General features: G+C 23.8%; 18 protein-coding genes and 2 pseudogenes. 10 read left to right on the top strand and 10 right to left on the bottom strand.

The window, feature by feature from the left end; all coding sequences use genetic code 4:
- Nucleotides 1-97: 97 nt before the first annotated feature.
- The 5 genes from AAHM96_RS08425 to AAHM96_RS02340 form a co-directional block, all read right to left on the bottom strand.
- A complete protein-coding gene (locus AAHM96_RS08425; RefSeq protein WP_425288769.1) occupies nucleotides 98-520 on the bottom strand; it encodes a transposase family protein in 423 nt (140 codons plus the stop codon).
- A 2-nt stretch (nucleotides 521-522) separates the two neighbouring features.
- Nucleotides 523-915, bottom strand: coding sequence for a helix-turn-helix domain-containing protein (locus tag AAHM96_RS08420; protein ID WP_425288755.1), 393 nt, complete (start codon nucleotides 913-915; stop codon nucleotides 523-525).
- 67 nt (nucleotides 916-982) lie between these two features.
- Entirely contained in the window at nucleotides 983-1,837 is an 855-nt protein-coding gene (locus AAHM96_RS02350; protein ID WP_342273471.1) for an AAA family ATPase, read from the bottom strand.
- On the bottom strand, nucleotides 1,827-2,372 hold the full coding sequence (gene ruvA, locus AAHM96_RS02345; protein WP_342273693.1) for a Holliday junction branch migration protein RuvA: 546 nt from the start codon (nucleotides 2,370-2,372) through the stop codon (nucleotides 1,827-1,829). The genes AAHM96_RS02350 and ruvA overlap by 11 nt, the downstream gene beginning before the upstream one ends.
- 83 nt (nucleotides 2,373-2,455) lie before the next feature.
- Nucleotides 2,456-2,893: a YebC/PmpR family DNA-binding transcriptional regulator gene (locus AAHM96_RS02340; RefSeq protein ID WP_342273470.1), complete on the bottom strand. Its 438-nt coding sequence runs from the start codon at nucleotides 2,891-2,893 to the stop codon at nucleotides 2,456-2,458.
- Between the two features lie 56 nt (nucleotides 2,894-2,949).
- Here AAHM96_RS02340 and AAHM96_RS08415 point away from each other — a divergent pair, with 56 nt between their 5' ends.
- Nucleotides 2,950-3,360 (top strand): helix-turn-helix domain-containing protein, encoded by a 411-nt coding sequence (locus tag AAHM96_RS08415; RefSeq protein ID WP_425288754.1) that lies wholly within the window; start codon nucleotides 2,950-2,952, stop codon nucleotides 3,358-3,360.
- A complete protein-coding gene (locus tag AAHM96_RS08410; protein WP_425288744.1) occupies nucleotides 3,320-3,766 on the top strand; it encodes a transposase family protein in 447 nt (148 codons plus the stop codon). The genes AAHM96_RS08415 and AAHM96_RS08410 overlap by 41 nt, the downstream gene beginning before the upstream one ends.
- A gap of 13 nt (nucleotides 3,767-3,779) precedes the next feature.
- On the opposite strand, the gene AAHM96_RS02330 is transcribed toward AAHM96_RS08410, so the two are convergent.
- The 5 genes from AAHM96_RS02330 to obgE form a co-directional block, all read right to left on the bottom strand.
- Nucleotides 3,780-4,082, bottom strand: coding sequence for a hypothetical protein (locus AAHM96_RS02330; protein ID WP_342273469.1), 303 nt, complete (start codon nucleotides 4,080-4,082; stop codon nucleotides 3,780-3,782).
- Between the two features lie 60 nt (nucleotides 4,083-4,142).
- Complete coding sequence (locus tag AAHM96_RS02325; RefSeq protein WP_342272762.1) at nucleotides 4,143-5,120, bottom strand: IS3 family transposase; 978 nt, start codon at nucleotides 5,118-5,120, stop codon at nucleotides 4,143-4,145.
- 114 nt (nucleotides 5,121-5,234) lie between these two features.
- The gene (gene nadE / locus AAHM96_RS02320; protein WP_342273468.1) at nucleotides 5,235-5,981 is read right to left on the bottom strand and encodes an NAD(+) synthase; all 747 of its coding nucleotides are present in this window, start codon (nucleotides 5,979-5,981) and stop codon (nucleotides 5,235-5,237) included.
- 2 nt (nucleotides 5,982-5,983) lie between these two features.
- Complete coding sequence (locus tag AAHM96_RS02315) at nucleotides 5,984-7,075, bottom strand: DNA recombination protein RmuC (protein WP_342273467.1); 1,092 nt, start codon at nucleotides 7,073-7,075, stop codon at nucleotides 5,984-5,986.
- A gap of 23 nt (nucleotides 7,076-7,098) precedes the next feature.
- Complete coding sequence (obgE, locus tag AAHM96_RS02310; protein WP_342273466.1) at nucleotides 7,099-8,385, bottom strand: GTPase ObgE; 1,287 nt, start codon at nucleotides 8,383-8,385, stop codon at nucleotides 7,099-7,101.
- Nucleotides 8,386-8,783: 398 nt separating this feature from the next.
- Between obgE and AAHM96_RS02305 the strand changes: the two are divergent.
- The 8 genes and pseudogenes from AAHM96_RS02305 to AAHM96_RS02270 form a co-directional block, all read left to right on the top strand.
- Nucleotides 8,784-9,601, top strand: a pseudogene (locus AAHM96_RS02305) (IS5 family transposase).
- A gap of 162 nt (nucleotides 9,602-9,763) precedes the next feature.
- A complete protein-coding gene (locus AAHM96_RS02300) occupies nucleotides 9,764-10,537 on the top strand; it encodes a hypothetical protein (protein WP_342273465.1) in 774 nt (257 codons plus the stop codon).
- A 37-nt stretch (nucleotides 10,538-10,574) separates the two neighbouring features.
- A protein-coding gene (locus tag AAHM96_RS02295) for an IS5 family transposase (RefSeq protein WP_342273464.1) occupies nucleotides 10,575-11,364 on the top strand; the annotation gives its coding sequence in 2 pieces (ribosomal slippage) (nucleotides 10,575-10,835 and nucleotides 10,837-11,364; 789 coding nt in all).
- Between the two features lie 553 nt (nucleotides 11,365-11,917).
- Nucleotides 11,918-12,895 carry an IS3 family transposase gene (locus tag AAHM96_RS02290; protein ID WP_342265776.1) on the top strand — a complete coding sequence of 326 codons (978 nt, stop codon included), beginning with the start codon at nucleotides 11,918-11,920 and terminating at the stop codon, nucleotides 12,893-12,895.
- A gap of 116 nt (nucleotides 12,896-13,011) precedes the next feature.
- Nucleotides 13,012-13,881, top strand: coding sequence for a thymidylate synthase (gene thyA, locus AAHM96_RS02285; RefSeq protein WP_342273463.1), 870 nt, complete (start codon nucleotides 13,012-13,014; stop codon nucleotides 13,879-13,881).
- Entirely contained in the window at nucleotides 13,881-14,426 is a 546-nt protein-coding gene (locus AAHM96_RS02280; RefSeq protein ID WP_342273462.1) for a dihydrofolate reductase, read from the top strand. Before thyA ends, AAHM96_RS02280 begins: the two co-directional genes overlap by 1 nt.
- Nucleotides 14,374-15,111, top strand: coding sequence for a lysophospholipid acyltransferase family protein (locus AAHM96_RS02275; protein ID WP_338975327.1), 738 nt, complete (start codon nucleotides 14,374-14,376; stop codon nucleotides 15,109-15,111). The genes AAHM96_RS02280 and AAHM96_RS02275 overlap by 53 nt, the downstream gene beginning before the upstream one ends.
- A gap of 384 nt (nucleotides 15,112-15,495) precedes the next feature.
- Nucleotides 15,496-16,254 (top strand): annotated as a pseudogene (locus AAHM96_RS02270) (IS256 family transposase); the annotation flags it as partial.
- Nucleotides 16,255-16,262: the final 8 nt, after the last annotated feature.

Raw genomic sequence — 16,262 nt, 5'->3', positions numbered from 1 at the left:
AAAATTATATTATTATTAATATACTCTTTACCAATAATTGTTATTTTACGACCCTTAGTTGTCTTAGTAATTAAACCACAATAGACTTGGTGCAAAACTAAGGTAATTCAAAATTATATATTCCTGCTATTAAATTAAATCTTAATGCAAATCTTCGTATTTTATTGCGATATTTTAAAGTTAAAATTTTAAAACGTTTTAGTTTAGCAAATACGTGTTCAATTTTAATTCTAATTTTGCTTAAAGTTTTATTGTATTCTTTTTGAATTGGTATTAATTTATTGTATTTACTTTTTTTAAATGGCAAAAATGTATTTTTATGAATATTTTGTATTCCTTGATAACCTGAATCAACAAAAACTTGTTTTTCTGGATGAATAAAAGTTTTAGATTTTAAAAGTAATTTAAAATCATGAATGCTTCCAAAACAAAAAGCGGTTGAAATAATTTTTCCATTTAAAATATCAATAATTATTTGCGATTTAAGAGTATGATGTTTGTTTTTACCCGAAAAAAGTAATTTTAGTTTTTTTTAATTCTTTCAATTGGAGTTTCAGCAGCATCAATAGCTAGTAAAGTATTATTGATTCCTTTATTTTTGATTAAATCTTTTTTGCCAGATAAATTAAAAATTCCACTTTTTATTAAAGTATTTTCAATTCAAAAAATATTACGAATGCAGCTAGTATGACTAATATTATATCTTTTTGCAATAACTCTATAACTACTATACTCTTTTCAGTATTCTAATGTCATTAATAAACGATTTTCTATTGATAATTTATTAGGTTTACCACCAACTGCTTTTTTAATTGCTTCAGCTTTTTTTAAAATTTCAACCATTTTTTGAAATGTTTGTAGTTTTATTCCCACTAAACTATAAAATTCTTGTTCATCTTTGTATTTTTTTAACATAATAATTATCACCTTTGATATTAATAATAACCGTTAAATTATTAAAATTAAAGGTTTTGCACCAAGTCTAATGAATAAGTCAAGGTTCATAATGAATTTCAAGATTTTTTCTTTCTTCATTCAAAAGTTGACAAATAGTTTCAATACTCAAACTTTTATCTAAATTTACATTATTAAACAATGCTAAATATGCCAATTGTAAACTATCTAACCCTAAAGGATAAATTTGCAAAAAAAATAAAATTTGCAAAATATTAGTTTCATTTAAATCTACATTCATAACAACGCAATAATTATACAATTGTTTAATGATGTTAATAATGAGTCGCGGAATATTACAACAATGATTAGCAATAATATTTATTATATTATTTTCTAATTTTCAATTTAAACTCAAAGAAACTTGTGAAATAATACTTTTAATATCCTGATAATTATAATCAGATAATTGTAAAATATTAGGAATACGACTTATCAACGCTTTAGTTAAGATTCCTACTTTATTAGTAGCACCAATAAATGTAAAAGTGGGTAAATTAATTTTAACAATTTTATTATTATAATCTTTACCAATCATAATATTAATAAAATTACCTTCTAATGCAGAATATAATACTTCTAATATTTCATAGTTAACAACATGAATTTCATCAATAAAAACTATATCAGATTGTTTGATATTTGCTAAAATACTAATAATATCACTAGTTTTATTAATGCTTGTTCCTTCTAAACTATGAAAATTTACTTGCAATTCTTCTGCTATTAATCGTGCAATAGTTGTTTTTCCAATACCAGGAGGACCAATCAATAAAATATGACTTAAAGCAATATTTTGAATTTTACTACCTTTGATTAAAATTAGAATACGTTCAATAACATTATTTTGTCCAACAAAATTATTAAAACTACTAATACCCATATTTTATTTCCTTAATAGCTAATGCAATAATTTCTTCAACTGCCAAATCTCAATTAATATTTCTTAATAAAAAATTATTAATTACTATTGAACTAAAACCTAATTTTAATAATGTATCAAATACTAAATCTGATTTTTCATTTTGACTAGTTGTTAAATTACTTACTACTTTAATATGATTACTAAAATAATTAATAATATTATTAGCAATTTTATGAGTTATACCTTTACACTGTTGCAATATCTTATAATCTTGTTTGCTTATAGCCAACTTAATACTATCAAGTGATAGTTGATTTAATAATCTTAAAGCAGTTTTTGGTCCAATATTACTAATATTAAGTAAGTGAATAAAAAAGGTTTTTATTGGTTTTGATACAAACCCAAAAAATTGTTCATAAGTTGGTTTTTGATGAAAATAAACATAAATTTTTACTTTAATATTTAATGGTAATGTTTGTAAATTAACACCTTCAATAATATATCCATGATCATTACATTCAAAAATAATTTTATTTTCATAAAATTCTTTAATAATACCTAAAAATATTCATCCATAACTTATTCCTCCTTTTCTATTCTTACTATTAATTAGATGAAAAAGAAAAATAAACCTTTTTATTTTTTAAAATTATGTTCAATTGAAAGCACATCATCATCATTTTCAATTGTTTCTAACAATATATCAATTAATTTAATTTGTTGTTGATCAGTAATGGTAATCAATTCATGGGGAATATTAACAATTTCATTACTAATAAAATCATTAATATTATTTTTTTCTAATAAATTAGTTACAGCATTTAACTGTTTAGGATTAACTTCAATATCAATAATATCTTCATTTTTTTCAATATTAAAAATTTCAAAATCAATTATTAACTCCAATATTTCTTCAACTGATAATAAACTTGAAAATTGAATTACCCCCGTTGTTTGAAATAAATATTGAACAGAATTAGTAGCAGCTAAATGACCACCCAATTTATTAAAATAACTTCGAATATTACTTGCAGTTCGATTTTTATTATCAGTTAAACAATAGACTTGGTGCAAAACCTTTAATTTTAATAATTTAACGGTTATTATTAATATCAAAGGTGATAATTATTATGTTAAAAAAATACAAAGATGAACAAGAATTTTATAGTTTAGTGGGAATAAAACTACAAACATTTCAAAAAATGGTTGAAATTTTAAAAAAAGCTGAAGCAATTAAAAAAGCAGTTGGTGGTAAACCTAATAAATTATCAATAGAAAATCGTTTATTAATGACATTAGAATACTGAAAAGAGTATAGTAGTTATAGAGTTATTGCAAAAAGATATAATATTAGTCATACTAGCTGCATTCGTAATATTTTTTGAATTGAAAATACTTTAATAAAAAGTGGAATTTTTAATTTATCTGGCAAAAAAGATTTAATCAAAAATAAAGGAATCAATAATAATTTACTAGCTATTGATGCTACTGAAACTCCAATTGAAAGAATTAAAAAAACTAAAATTACTTTTTTCGGGTAAAAACAAACATCATACTCTTAAATCGCAAATAATTATTGATATTTTAAATGGAAAAATTATTTCAACCGCTTTTTGTTTTGGAAGCATTCATGATTTTAAATTACTTTTAAAATCTAAAACTTTTATTCATCCAGAAAAACAAGTTTTTGTTGATTCAGGTTATCAAGGAATACAAAATATTCATAAAAATACATTTTTGCCATTTAAAAAAAGTAAATACAATAAATTAATACCAATTCAAAAAGAATACAATAAAACTTTAAGCAAAATTAGAATTAAAATTGAACACGTATTTGCTAAACTAAAACGTTTTAAAATTTTAACTTTAAAATATCGCAATAAAATACGAAGATTTGCATTAAGATTTAATTTAATAGCAGAAATATATAATTTTGAATTACCTTAGTTTTGCACCAAGTCTAATGAATAATTATGGCAATATTACTTGGTCCATATCCTTCATAAGTGACTGCTTCATAATTAGTTGTTTCATTTTTATTACTAGCTTTATTAATAGCACGATTAATATTATCCTTTGGCATATTTATACGTCGTGCTTTTTCTAACATTAATTTTAATCGTGGATTATTTTCAACATTTGCACGACCTAATTTAACAGCAACATAAATTTCTCTTGATAATTTTTGAAAAATTTTACCACGTTTGTTATCTTGGGTATCTTTACGATGTTTAATATTTGCATATTGTGAATGTCCAGCCATATTCTCATTCGGTGGTTGGTGGTTGGCCCTTAATTACTGGACCATTTTTGATATAAAATTCTAAATTTTAATTTGTAAAATTGGTGGTTTTAGAAATTTAGAATGTATTCTTTCATAATTATAAAACATAACATATTGATTTACATCATTTATAGCTTCATTGATGGATAAATATTGATTTGATCCTTTAGGTAGTCATTCTTGAGATAAATGAGAAAATCAGTTTTCAGATAATACATTACCACCAATATCATAAGGTTGTTTTTTGCTCAAAATTATTTGTTTATCCTCTGCTCATTTTGTGATATCGTGACAATAAAATTCGTTGGCGTTATCTGAATGTAAAATAACATTTTTTATTTGATTTCAAGAAAATTGTTTGTTGATTTTTTCAAGAGCAGGAAGAATTAAATCCTGATATGATTTATTAGGAGCAATATTATAACTAACAACATTATTTGAATAAAAATCAATAATTACAAAAAGATATAATCATCCTTCTTTAGTATTTATTTGTTTAGTGTCCATTGATCAAATTTGATTTGAAGAGGTTGTACTTTTATAATCTTTGTTTACTTTATCCATTGTAGGTATTCACTTATTTGGATTTTTTTTGTTTTTAGGATAGTTATTTTTAGTTTGTTTTAATCCTTGAATATTGTGTTCTTTCATAATTTTTCGCATTTGTTTTATTGATAATTCTATATTTAAAATGATATTTTTTTCTTGTTTTAATCACTCTTTAAAAGCTGAAAAAATTCTTAAATATCCATAAATTCTGCCTTTTCTTGTAGAATGAAATTCGATTAAAAGTTGGCATATTTTTTGATATTTATGATTGCATTTAATAATATGATTTTCTTCTTTTTTAATAGGTTTTTGTTTATTTTTTAAAAAGTAATATGTTGATCTGTTTAATTGAAGATATTGACATAGGTTTCTAATTGAATATTGATTTTTACAATCATCAATAATTTTAATTTTTTCTTTGATATTTAATTTGTTAATTACTAATGCTATTTGTTTAATTTTATCCATTAATAAAAATCCTTTCAGGTTAAAATTAGTGTTAATTATATAACACAATTGTTTTTAGAATACATTCAGGTTTTTTAAATTAATGGTCTAGTAAAAAGGGCTAAGTGGCTTCCTTTATTTTTTTCTTGTTCATTTTGGAGCTTGCGGTACAGGTATTCTTTTGTGTGCACTATTCTGATGCATAAATTCAATTTTATTAATTACTGATGATGGTATTAATGATTTATTTCCTAGTAAATATTGATCTAATTGTTCATACTTAAATTGCATTTCCATTTCATCGGTTTGTCCATCTCATAAACCAGCAGTTGGCTTACGAATAATGATCTCTTCATTAACTTTTAATATCTTTGCTGCAGCAAAAACATCTTTTTTTAACAAATGAATAATTGGTAATAAATCAACACCACCATCACCATATTTAGTAAAATAACCAATGTGTCATTCGTCACTATTATCTGTTCCTACAACTAAATAATTATGATTTTGTGCATATGCATAAATAGTATTCATTCTTAATCTAGCTTTTAAATTTCCTAAAATTAATTTTGATTTTTCTATATTAATTTCAGTTTCTAATGTTTTTTTAAAACTTAAAAAAACATTATTTAAATTAACTACTTTGGCATTTAATTTATGAATATTAACTAAATTATTTGCATATTCTAAATCAATATCTGGTGAAAAACAAGGCATAATTAATGCTAAATGATCATTAGGAAAAGCTTTTTTAATCAATAATGCTACTACTGCCGAGTCAACACCACCACTTAAACCAACAATTAAACCTTTGGCATTTGCTTTTTTTACTTCACTTTGTAAAAATTTAATAATTTCATCTAAATATTGTTCTAAATTCATAATTATTCACTATCTTTTATTTCTTCAGACATTTCAAAAATATTGTTATAATGTCCAGCAATTTTATTATGGGTTTTATCTAAAGTTTCAATAGCTTTATTAGTTGTATCAAAACCAGACTTAACTTTTTCTCATCTATCAACCCAACGATCAAAATCATCTTTGAATAAACGTAATTTTTTTGCCATTTTTTCTAAATTTTTATTGAAATCAATGTCTTTACGATTTTTATCAACTGTAAATAAAACAGCGGATAAAGTAGTAGGAGAGGTAATTCAAACACGTTTCTTAAAAGCATATTCAACAATATCATCAGCAAATTGTGCGTAAATAAAAGCAAATATTTCTTCAGAAGGAATAAACATTACTGCGCTAGAAATCTTATTTTTAATATTAATATATTTTCCAACTTCATCAATTCGTTTACGAATATCATTACGAAAATCTTTTAAATAATTTTCTTTAACTTTAATATCTTCACTTACTAAATACCTTTGATAGTTATCAATTGAAAACTTTGAATCAATAGCAATTCCTTCTTTTTCAGAATCTGTTTTTACATAGGCATCAACAACTTTGCCATCAATTGTTTTATATTGTCGTTCTCATAATTTTTGATTTGAACCCAACATATTAGTCAAAATTTTTTCTAAAACAAATTCACCAACATTACCACGTTTTTTAGTATTAATAAAAACTTCTTGTAAACTTTGAATATTATCATTAATTTTTCCTAAAACAGTTGATGATTCTTGTAACTTTGCTAAATCTTTAATAACATCTACTACTTGTCTTTGAATGACATCAGCATTGCGTTTATAATCATCTTCTTTTTTATCTAAATTTTTTTGAAAATTATCAATATTACTCATTAAATTAATTAATTTTTCGGTTTTATCACGATCTGAACCATTTCATGATATTTTAAAATCATTTAATTGTTCTTTTAAAGTTTCTACTTGCATTTTTAAAAAATCTTGTGCAATTGGGTCACTAGTAACATTCTGACTTTTTTTAATTTGCATATAAATTATTAATCCACCAATACTACTAATAATTAAAATAACTACCAATAAACTAATTACTATTTCCATTTCCTATTTTCCTTTGCCCTTTTTTATTCTTCTTCTCAAATCATATCATAATTAAAAATCTTAACATGATCACCTTTTTTTATTCCTTGCTTTCTTAATTCATCATAAATTCCTAAATCTTGTAATTTAATTTTAAATAATAAAATATTATGATAATTATTTAAAGGATTTTTTTGATATATTACTTCAACGGTTTTACCAGAAATAGTTCATTGATTACTTGCAATTTTAGTAATAAAAACTTGTGGAACTTCTTCTTTATTAATATATTCATAAAGAATATGTTCTTCATTATTTTCATCATTATTAACTTGATGCAGTTGTTCTTTTTCAACAGCTTTAGCAATATCTTTAATTAATATATCCAAACTAATATGTTTCATAGCAGAAATTGCAATTATTGGTAATTTAATTTGTTCTTTTAATTTCTCTAAATTAGTTTCTGCATCTGGTAAATCAATTTTATTTGCAACAATTAAATGCGGTTTTTTTGTCAAATCTTTATTATAACTTTCTAATTCACTCATAATTAATTGATAATTTAAAAAATGATCTTGAGTCTTATCACTAATATCAATCATATGTACTAAAACTTGACAACGTTCAATATGACGCAAAAATTGTAAACCTAATCCTTTTCCTAAACTAGCTCCCGCTATTAATCCAGGCAAATCCGCCATAACAAAATTATTATTTTTATCAACTCTAACAACACCTAAATGCGGATTAAGAGTAGTAAAAGGATAATCAGCAACTGCTGGAGTTGAAGCAGAAATAGCTCCTAATAATGTTGATTTACCGGCGTTAGGCAACCCAACTAATCCGGCATTAGCCAATAATTTCAACTCACAAATTATTTCAAAATGTTGTCCAGGCATTCCTTTTTCACATATTTTAGGTACTCGATTTATTGCCGAAGCAAAACGAGCATTTCCTCGTCCACCAAGACCACCGGCAGCAATTTTTATTTCTTGTTTATCTTTAATAATATCACCAAGAATATTTTGAGTTTTGTTATCTCTAATAATGGTACCCAATGGAACTTTTACATAAGTATTGGTTCCTTTACGTCCATGCATATTTTTGGGTGCACCATTTTTACCATCTTCAGCAGTTATCTCTTTATTTTTACGTAAGTCTAATAGAGTATTCATACCCGAATCACCAATAAAGATAATATTACCGCCTCTTCCTCCATCTCCACCAGATGGACCACCTTTGGCTACATAAAGTTCACGACGAAAAGCAACAACACCATCACCACCTTTGCCAGCAGTAACTTTTAATTTTGTTACATCTATAAAACGCATTTCTTACTCCTTTTTTATATTAATAAAAACTCTTATTATATAGTGTTAACATTTTTGTGTAAAATACTATTTTATTTTTCATATAATTTTAGTATACAGATATTATTGTTAAAAAAATAATAATTTACTATATCTAGTTAATATTTTTTGTAAACCATTTTTGCTTTATGAAAATTAAAAAAACATTTTTTTAATGTTAAATATCATTTAAGTTATTTTCATATATGAAAAATTATATATTAAAATAAAACTTATAGGTGTTTTTATTAATTTGCTTAAAATCAAATAAATAGTTTTTTTATTTAGTTTTATCTTTGAAAAAATATATTATACTTGGTGCAAAACCTTTAATTTTAATAATTTAACGGTTATTATTAATATCAAAGGTGATAATTATTATGTTAAAAAAATACAAAGATGAACAAGAATTTTATAGTTTAGTGGGAATAAAACTACAAACATTTCAAAAAATGGTTGAAATTTTAAAAAAAGCTGAAGCAATTAAAAAAGCAGTTGGTGGTAAACCTAATAAATTATCAATAGAAAATCGTTTATTAATGACATTAGAATACTGAAAAGAGTATAGTAGTTATAGAGTTATTGCAAAAAGATATAATATTAGTCATACTAGCTGCATTCGTAATATTTTTTGAATTGAAAATACTTTAATAAAAAGTGGAATTTTTAATTTATCTGGCAAAAAAGATTTAATCAAAAATAAAGGAATCAATAATACTTTACTAGCTATTGATGCTACTGAAACTCCAATTGAAAGAATTAAAAAAAACTAAAATTACTTTTTTCGGGTAAAAACAAACATCATACTCTTAAATCGCAAATAATTATTGATATTTTAAATAAAAAAATTATTTCAACCGCTTTTTGTTTTGGAAGCATTCATGATTTTAAATTACTTTTAAAATCTAAAACTTTTATTCATCCAGAAAAAGAAGTTTTTGTTGATTCAGGTTATCAAGGAATACAAAATATTCATAAAAATACATTTTTGCCATTTAAAAAAAGTAAATACAATAAATTAATACCAATTCAAAAAGAATACAATAAAACTTTAAGCAAAATTAGAATTAAAATTGAACACGTATTTGCTAAACTAAAACGTTTTAAAATTTTAACTTTAAAATATCGCAATAAAATACGAAGATTTGCATTAAGATTTAATTTAATAGCAGGAATATATAATTTTGAATTACCTTAGTTTTGCACCAAGTCTATTGTATATTGTTTTTTCACATATAAACTTTATTTGAGATTTATTTAAAGTAATTTAAAAAAATAAATGAAAATTTAATTAAAAATATTTTAATAAATCTCAATTATTAAAAATAAATATTTATATTTAAAAAGGGGTACTTTAAAAATGATAAATGATAAAGATAAAAATATAGTAAAAAAATCTGATGTTGATAGTTGATGAGGTATTACCACTAGCAATAAATGTGATAAAAAAATTGAGAAATTAAATAAAAAATTACAAGAAACATGTAATAAATTAGACGAAATAAGCAATCTTTATACAAAATCAGTAAAAGAAAACAAAAATTTTGAATATAAAGTTAAAGAACTAAAAGAAGAATTAAAAAAAATTCAAGATAATAATACAAAATTAGAAACAGAATTAAATGATTCAAAAAACAATAAAAAAGAATTAGAAACACAATTAAAACAATTTCAAGACAGTAAAGAAAAACTAGAAACAGAACTTAAAGATTATAAGGATAATAATCAAAATTTAGAAGAAGAACTAAAAGCAACTCAAGATAAAAATACAAAATTAGAAACAAACTTAAAAGAAGCAACAGAAAGTATTGAACATTTACAAGAAATAATCCAAGATTATATGGATAATAGAGAAAAACTAGAAGAAGAATTAAAAGAAAGTCAAGATAATAATGCAAAACTAGAAATAAAATTAAAAGAAGTAGAAAATGATAAAGAAAAACTAGAAACAGAACTTAAAGATTATAAGGATAATAATGAAAATTTAGAAAAAGAATTAAGAAAATCTAGATATACTATAGCAAAACAAGCAGCAGAATTAAGAGAATCTAAAGGTATTAAAGAAAAATTAGAACAACAATTAAAAGAAGCAGAAAAAAATATTAGAACCTGTTTAAAATCTTTTAGAGAATAGGATAAAATGATTATATATTTTAAAATAAGAGGTATATATGTGTAAAAATTATCCTAGTAATGTTAGCAAAGAGCAATTTGAAAATATAAAATCAATTTTAGAAAATACTAAAAAGAGAACTAAACCAAGAAGTTTAGATTTATATGAAGTATTTTGTGCAGTTTTATATGTATTAAAAAGTGGTTGCCAGTGAAGAATGTTACCAAAAAATTTTCCAAAATGACAAATTGTATATTATTATTTTCAAGCTTGAAGTAAAAATAATGATAAAGAACCTAGTGTATTACAATTAGTTTTAAAAAAAATTAGTCAAGGCATTTCGTATCAATAATGGTAGAAAAGAACAAACTAGTTTTTGTATAATTGATTCACAAAGTGTTAAAAATACAGATACTACTAAAAATAAAGGTTATGATGCTGGTAAAAAGATTTCAGGAATAAAGCGTCATATTGCTGTTGATTCTCAAGGTTTACCACATGCAATTTACATAACCACAGCAGAAAAAACAGATCGTAATAGTGCTATAATAATGATTGAAAATGAAAAAGAGAATCTTTCTGCAGTTCAAAAAATACTAGTAGATGCTGGTTATAGTGGTGAAAAATTTGCTTCTAAAATTAAAACAATTATAAATGCAAATGTTGAAGTTATAAAACGTAATGAATTACATTCTTTTGTAGTATTACCAAAAAGATGAGTTGTAGAACGAAGTTTTGCATGATTAGAAAAATGCAGAAGATTATGAAAAAATTGTGAAAAAAAATTAAATACTAGCTTACAAATGGTTTTTCTTGCCTTTATTTCAATTTTATTGAAAAGATTTTAAACAGGTTCTTAGAAAGTGAAAATATAAAAACAGATGATTTTGAAGAAATAAGTCTAAATTCTTTTGATGATGAAGGTATTGGAGAATGAATAAATTCGATAGATATACAAAATCAACCTTCAATAAGTGCATATAAACCAAGTTCATCACAAATGTAAAAATAAGAGATTGCAACAGCAATCTCTTATATCTTTAAAATTAATTTTAAGGCACCAAATTTGCTCATATACAAACTATTTAAAATTTATATGGTTTTTTTTACAGCCCTAATTTAGGGCTGTTTAGAATGAATTGAGGCTTTTTAATAATCTGTGTATCTTTGTTTACAAAGTTACTAATTTAGATTAATTCTGTCTTCAAATTTTATCATAAAATGAGCAATTGCTGTATTTCAATTTTGAATAGGCAATGTTCATTTTTTTGTTATATTGCCACTTGCCACTTGCCACTTAGCCCTTTTTACTAGACCATTAATTTAAAAAACCTGAATGTATTCTAAAAACAATTGTGTTATATAATTAACACTAATTTTAACCTGAAAGGATTTTTATTAATGGATAAAATTAAACAAATAGCATTAGTAATTAACAAATTAAATATCAAAGAAAAAATTAAAATTATTGATGATTGTAAAAATCAATATTCAATTAGAAACCTATGTCAATATCTTCAATTAAACAGATCAACATATTACTTTTTAAAAAATAAACAAAAACCTATTAAAAAAGAAGAAAATCATATTATTAAATGCAATCATAAATATCAAAAAATATGCCAACTTTTAATCGAATTTCATTCTACAAGAAAAGGCAGAATTTATGGATATTTAAGAATTTTTTCAGCTTTTAAAGAGTGATTAAAACAAGAAAAAAATATCATTTTAAATATAGAATTATCAATAAAACAAATGCGAAAAATTATGAAAGAACACAATATTCAAGGATTAAAACAAACTAAAAATAACTATCCTAAAAACAAAAAAAATCCAAATAAGTGAATACCTACAATGGATAAAGTAAACAAAGATTATAAAAGTACAACCTCTTCAAATCAAATTTGATCAATGGACACTAAACAAATAAATACTAAAGAAGGATGATTATATCTTTTTGTAATTATTGATTTTTATTCAAATAATGTTGTTAGTTATAATATTGCTCCTAATAAATCATATCAGGATTTAATTCTTCCTGCTCTTGAAAAAATCAACAAACAATTTTCTTGAAATCAAGTAAAAAATGTTATTTTACATTCAGATAACGCCAACGAATTTTATTGTCAAGATATCACAAAATGAGCAGAGGATAAACAAATAATTTTAAGCAAAAAACAACCTTATGATATTGGTGGTAATGTATTATCTGAAAACTGATTTTCTCATTTATCTCAAGAATGACTACCTAAAGGATCAAATCAATATTTATCCATCAATGAAGCTATAAATGATGTAAATCAATATGTTATGTTTTATAATTATGAAAGAATACATTCTAAATTTCTAAAACCACCAATTTTACAAATTAAAATTTAGAATTTTATATCAAAAATGGTCCAGTAATTAAGGGCCAACCACCCTGGGGTGAGTTGCGAAGCAACGAGGGGCAAAGCCCCTATTACTTGATTTGATTTATGAAAGAGGTAATGATTATGAAACAATATTTAGATTTATGTCAATATGTTTTAGAAAAAGGATATAAAAAAGCTGATAGAACAGGCACTGGTACTGTTTCTACTTTTGGTTATCAAATGCGTTTTGATTTACAAAAAGGTTTTCCCATATTAACTACAAAAAAAGTTCATTTTGCTTCTATTGTTCATGAGTTATTATGATTTATTGCTGGTGATACTAATATTGAATATTTAGTTAAAAATAATATTAGAATTTGAAATGAGTGACCTTATAAGAAATTTATGGAAAGTAAAAAATATCAAAATGAAACTTTAGAAGAATTTGTTGAAAAAATTAAAACTGATCATCAATTCGCTCTTGAATTTGGTGATTTAGGACCTGTTTATGGTAGACAATGACGTAATTTTAATGGTGTTGATCAGTTGCAGGAGTTAATAGAAAATTTAAACAACAATCCTTTTTCACGAAGACACATTTTATCAGCATGAAATCCTGCAGAAATTAAAAATATGGCACTACCACCATGTCATACTTTAATTCAATTTTACGTTTCTGATGATAAAAAATTATCTTGTCAATTATATCAACGTAGTGCAGATATTTTTTTAGGAGTTCCTTTTAATATTGCTTCTTATGCATTATTAACAATAATGTTAGCACAAATATGTGGCTATCAGTTAGGAGAATTTATTCACACTTTAGGTGATGCTCATATTTATAGTAATCATTTTTCACAAATTAATGAACAATTAAGTAGAAAACCAAAATCATTACCAATTTTAGTTATTAATAAAAATATTACTAATTTATTTAATTTTAAATTTGAAGATTTTAAATTAGAACAATATGATCCATATCCGTTGATTAGAGGTCAGGTTGCAGTATAATGGTAATTTTAGTTTGAGCAATGACCAAAGAAAAGGTAATTGGTTTTAATAATAAATTGCCCTGAAAAATTAAAGAAGAAATGCAATATTTTCAGAGCATTACTTTAAATAAAAATGTATTAATGGGTTCAAAAACTTTTGAAAGTATTGGCAAACCATTAAAAAATCGTTACAATATAGTTGTTACTAATCATCAAGAACGTTATCAACAATTTCTAAATGATAATAATATTACTTTCACAAATGATATTATTTCATATTTAAAACAATATCAAGGTAATAAAAAAACAGATATTTGTATTATTGGTGGTGCTGAAATTTATAAGCAGGCATGAGATTATGCTGATTATTTATATGTTTCAGTCATTAAAAATTTATATAATGGTGATCTTTTATTTCCTATTAGTAATTTTTCTGATTTTAAATTAATCAAAACAACAGAATTTGCAGAATTTGTGGCGAATGTGTATCAAAGAAAGGAAAAAAATAATAATGAACATTTGAAAAGCAATTTTAACATGACCTTATTTATTACAAACTTATAGTAAATCAGGTTCAATGACAAGAAAGGTATTAAAAGACCCAAGTTTAGTTTCTGAAGCAAAACGATATATTTGATTGAAAAAACGTGTCCGTTATATTAAATGATTATATAATATTAAATTAACCGTTCATAACATTGAGAATTGACCAAAAAGAAAAGGTTGTGTAATGGTTGCCAATCATCAATCAAATTTTGATCCATTATTAGTATTATCGGTAAATGATTATAGTTTATATGCACCTTTAGGTTTTATTGCAAAAGAAGAATTAAAAAAAAGCCATTTGGCACGAAGATTTATTTTTTTAATTGATGTTTTATTTATTGATCGTAATAATCCACGAACAGCCGTTACGGCTTTTCAAGAAGCAAAGGAATTAATTAGAATTCCGCGTACAATGATGATTTTTCCAGAAGGAACAAGAAGTCATCAACAAGAAATGCAAGAATTTAAAGCAGGTGCTTTTAATATGGCATATCAATCTTATGTACCAATTATTCCTGTTACTATTATTAATTCTTATCAAATTTTTGATCGAAAATATAAAGGCAAAAAAGATATTCATCTTATTTTTCATAAGCTAATTGAGCCAAGTGAATTTATTAAATTATCTACTGATGTATTATCAAAGCAAGTATTTAATATTATTAAAAAAGGAATTGATGATTTTAGCAATAATAAAATTTAAGTAGTAATAATAAAAGGTTGTTAATTAACAACCTTTTATGATGTTTAAGAGTCAATAATTAATTTCTGATGTGATTTTTGTTTTTTATAATTACGTAAATTTTTTACTGATGTAATTATTAGTGAAGAAGATGTATATCAAATTATTACGATAATTAATCATAGTAGGTTGTTCTTTATTTAAGCCAAGACCATTTTGTAATAATAAGAATACACTTAAGTAAGCACAAATAACACCAATTGATCCACATAGTGTGAAAGAAATTGCTGGTTTAATTTCATAGTTTTTATGGAAATGTTTAGTAATCTGTGTAACTTACAAAAATAACTATGTTTAATTAATTCTAGTAAATATAATTAAATCACTAGAAAGAGTGAGTTACAGATGGCTAAAAAAGATAACTTTAATAATAATGATCCAATATCAAAAGCAGTAGATTTATTACTAGAAAATACTGAAGATTTAACAACAGTTTTTAAACCTGGCGGTTTATATAAAGAATTAACAAAAAGATTAGTTGAAAAAATGTTGAATTCTGAAATGCAAAATTATTTAGGATATGAAAAAAATCAACATAGTACTACTGAAAATGCTCGTAATGGTATAAGTTCAAAAAAATTAATAACTCAACAAGGTAAAATTGAAATTGATGTACCAAGAGATCGCAATAGTAATTTTACTCCTGTAATAGTTCCTAAAAGGCAAAGAAGATTTGATGGTTTTGATCAACAAGTTCTTTCCTTGTATGCAAAAGGAATGACATTATCTGACATTAGAATGCAGTTGCAAGAGTTATATCATGGTGCTGATATTAGTGAAAGTGTTATTAGTCAAATTACTGATGATATTATTGATGATGTTAAAGCATGACAAAATCGACCATTAGAAAGTATTTATCCTATTGTTTATTTTGATTGTATAGTAGTTAAAGTACGACAAGATAAACGGATTATTAACAAATCAGTTTATATAGCATTAGGAGTTGATTTAGAAGGCAAAAAAGATGTTTTAGGATTATGAATTAGTGAAAATGAAGGTTCTAAGTTTTGATTATCTAATTTCACAGAAATGAAAAATCGTGGCTTAAATGATATTCTTATTGCTTGTAGTGATAATTTAACAGGCATGTCAGAAGCAATACAATGGTAATG

The sequence above is a fragment of the Spiroplasma endosymbiont of Acasis viretata genome (genome assembly GCF_964031275.1).
Taxonomy (GTDB): domain Bacteria; phylum Bacillota_I; class Bacilli_A; order Mycoplasmatales; family VBWQ01; genus Spiroplasma_E; species Spiroplasma_E ixodetis_A.
This window is presented reverse-complemented; position numbering and strand designations above follow the sequence as displayed.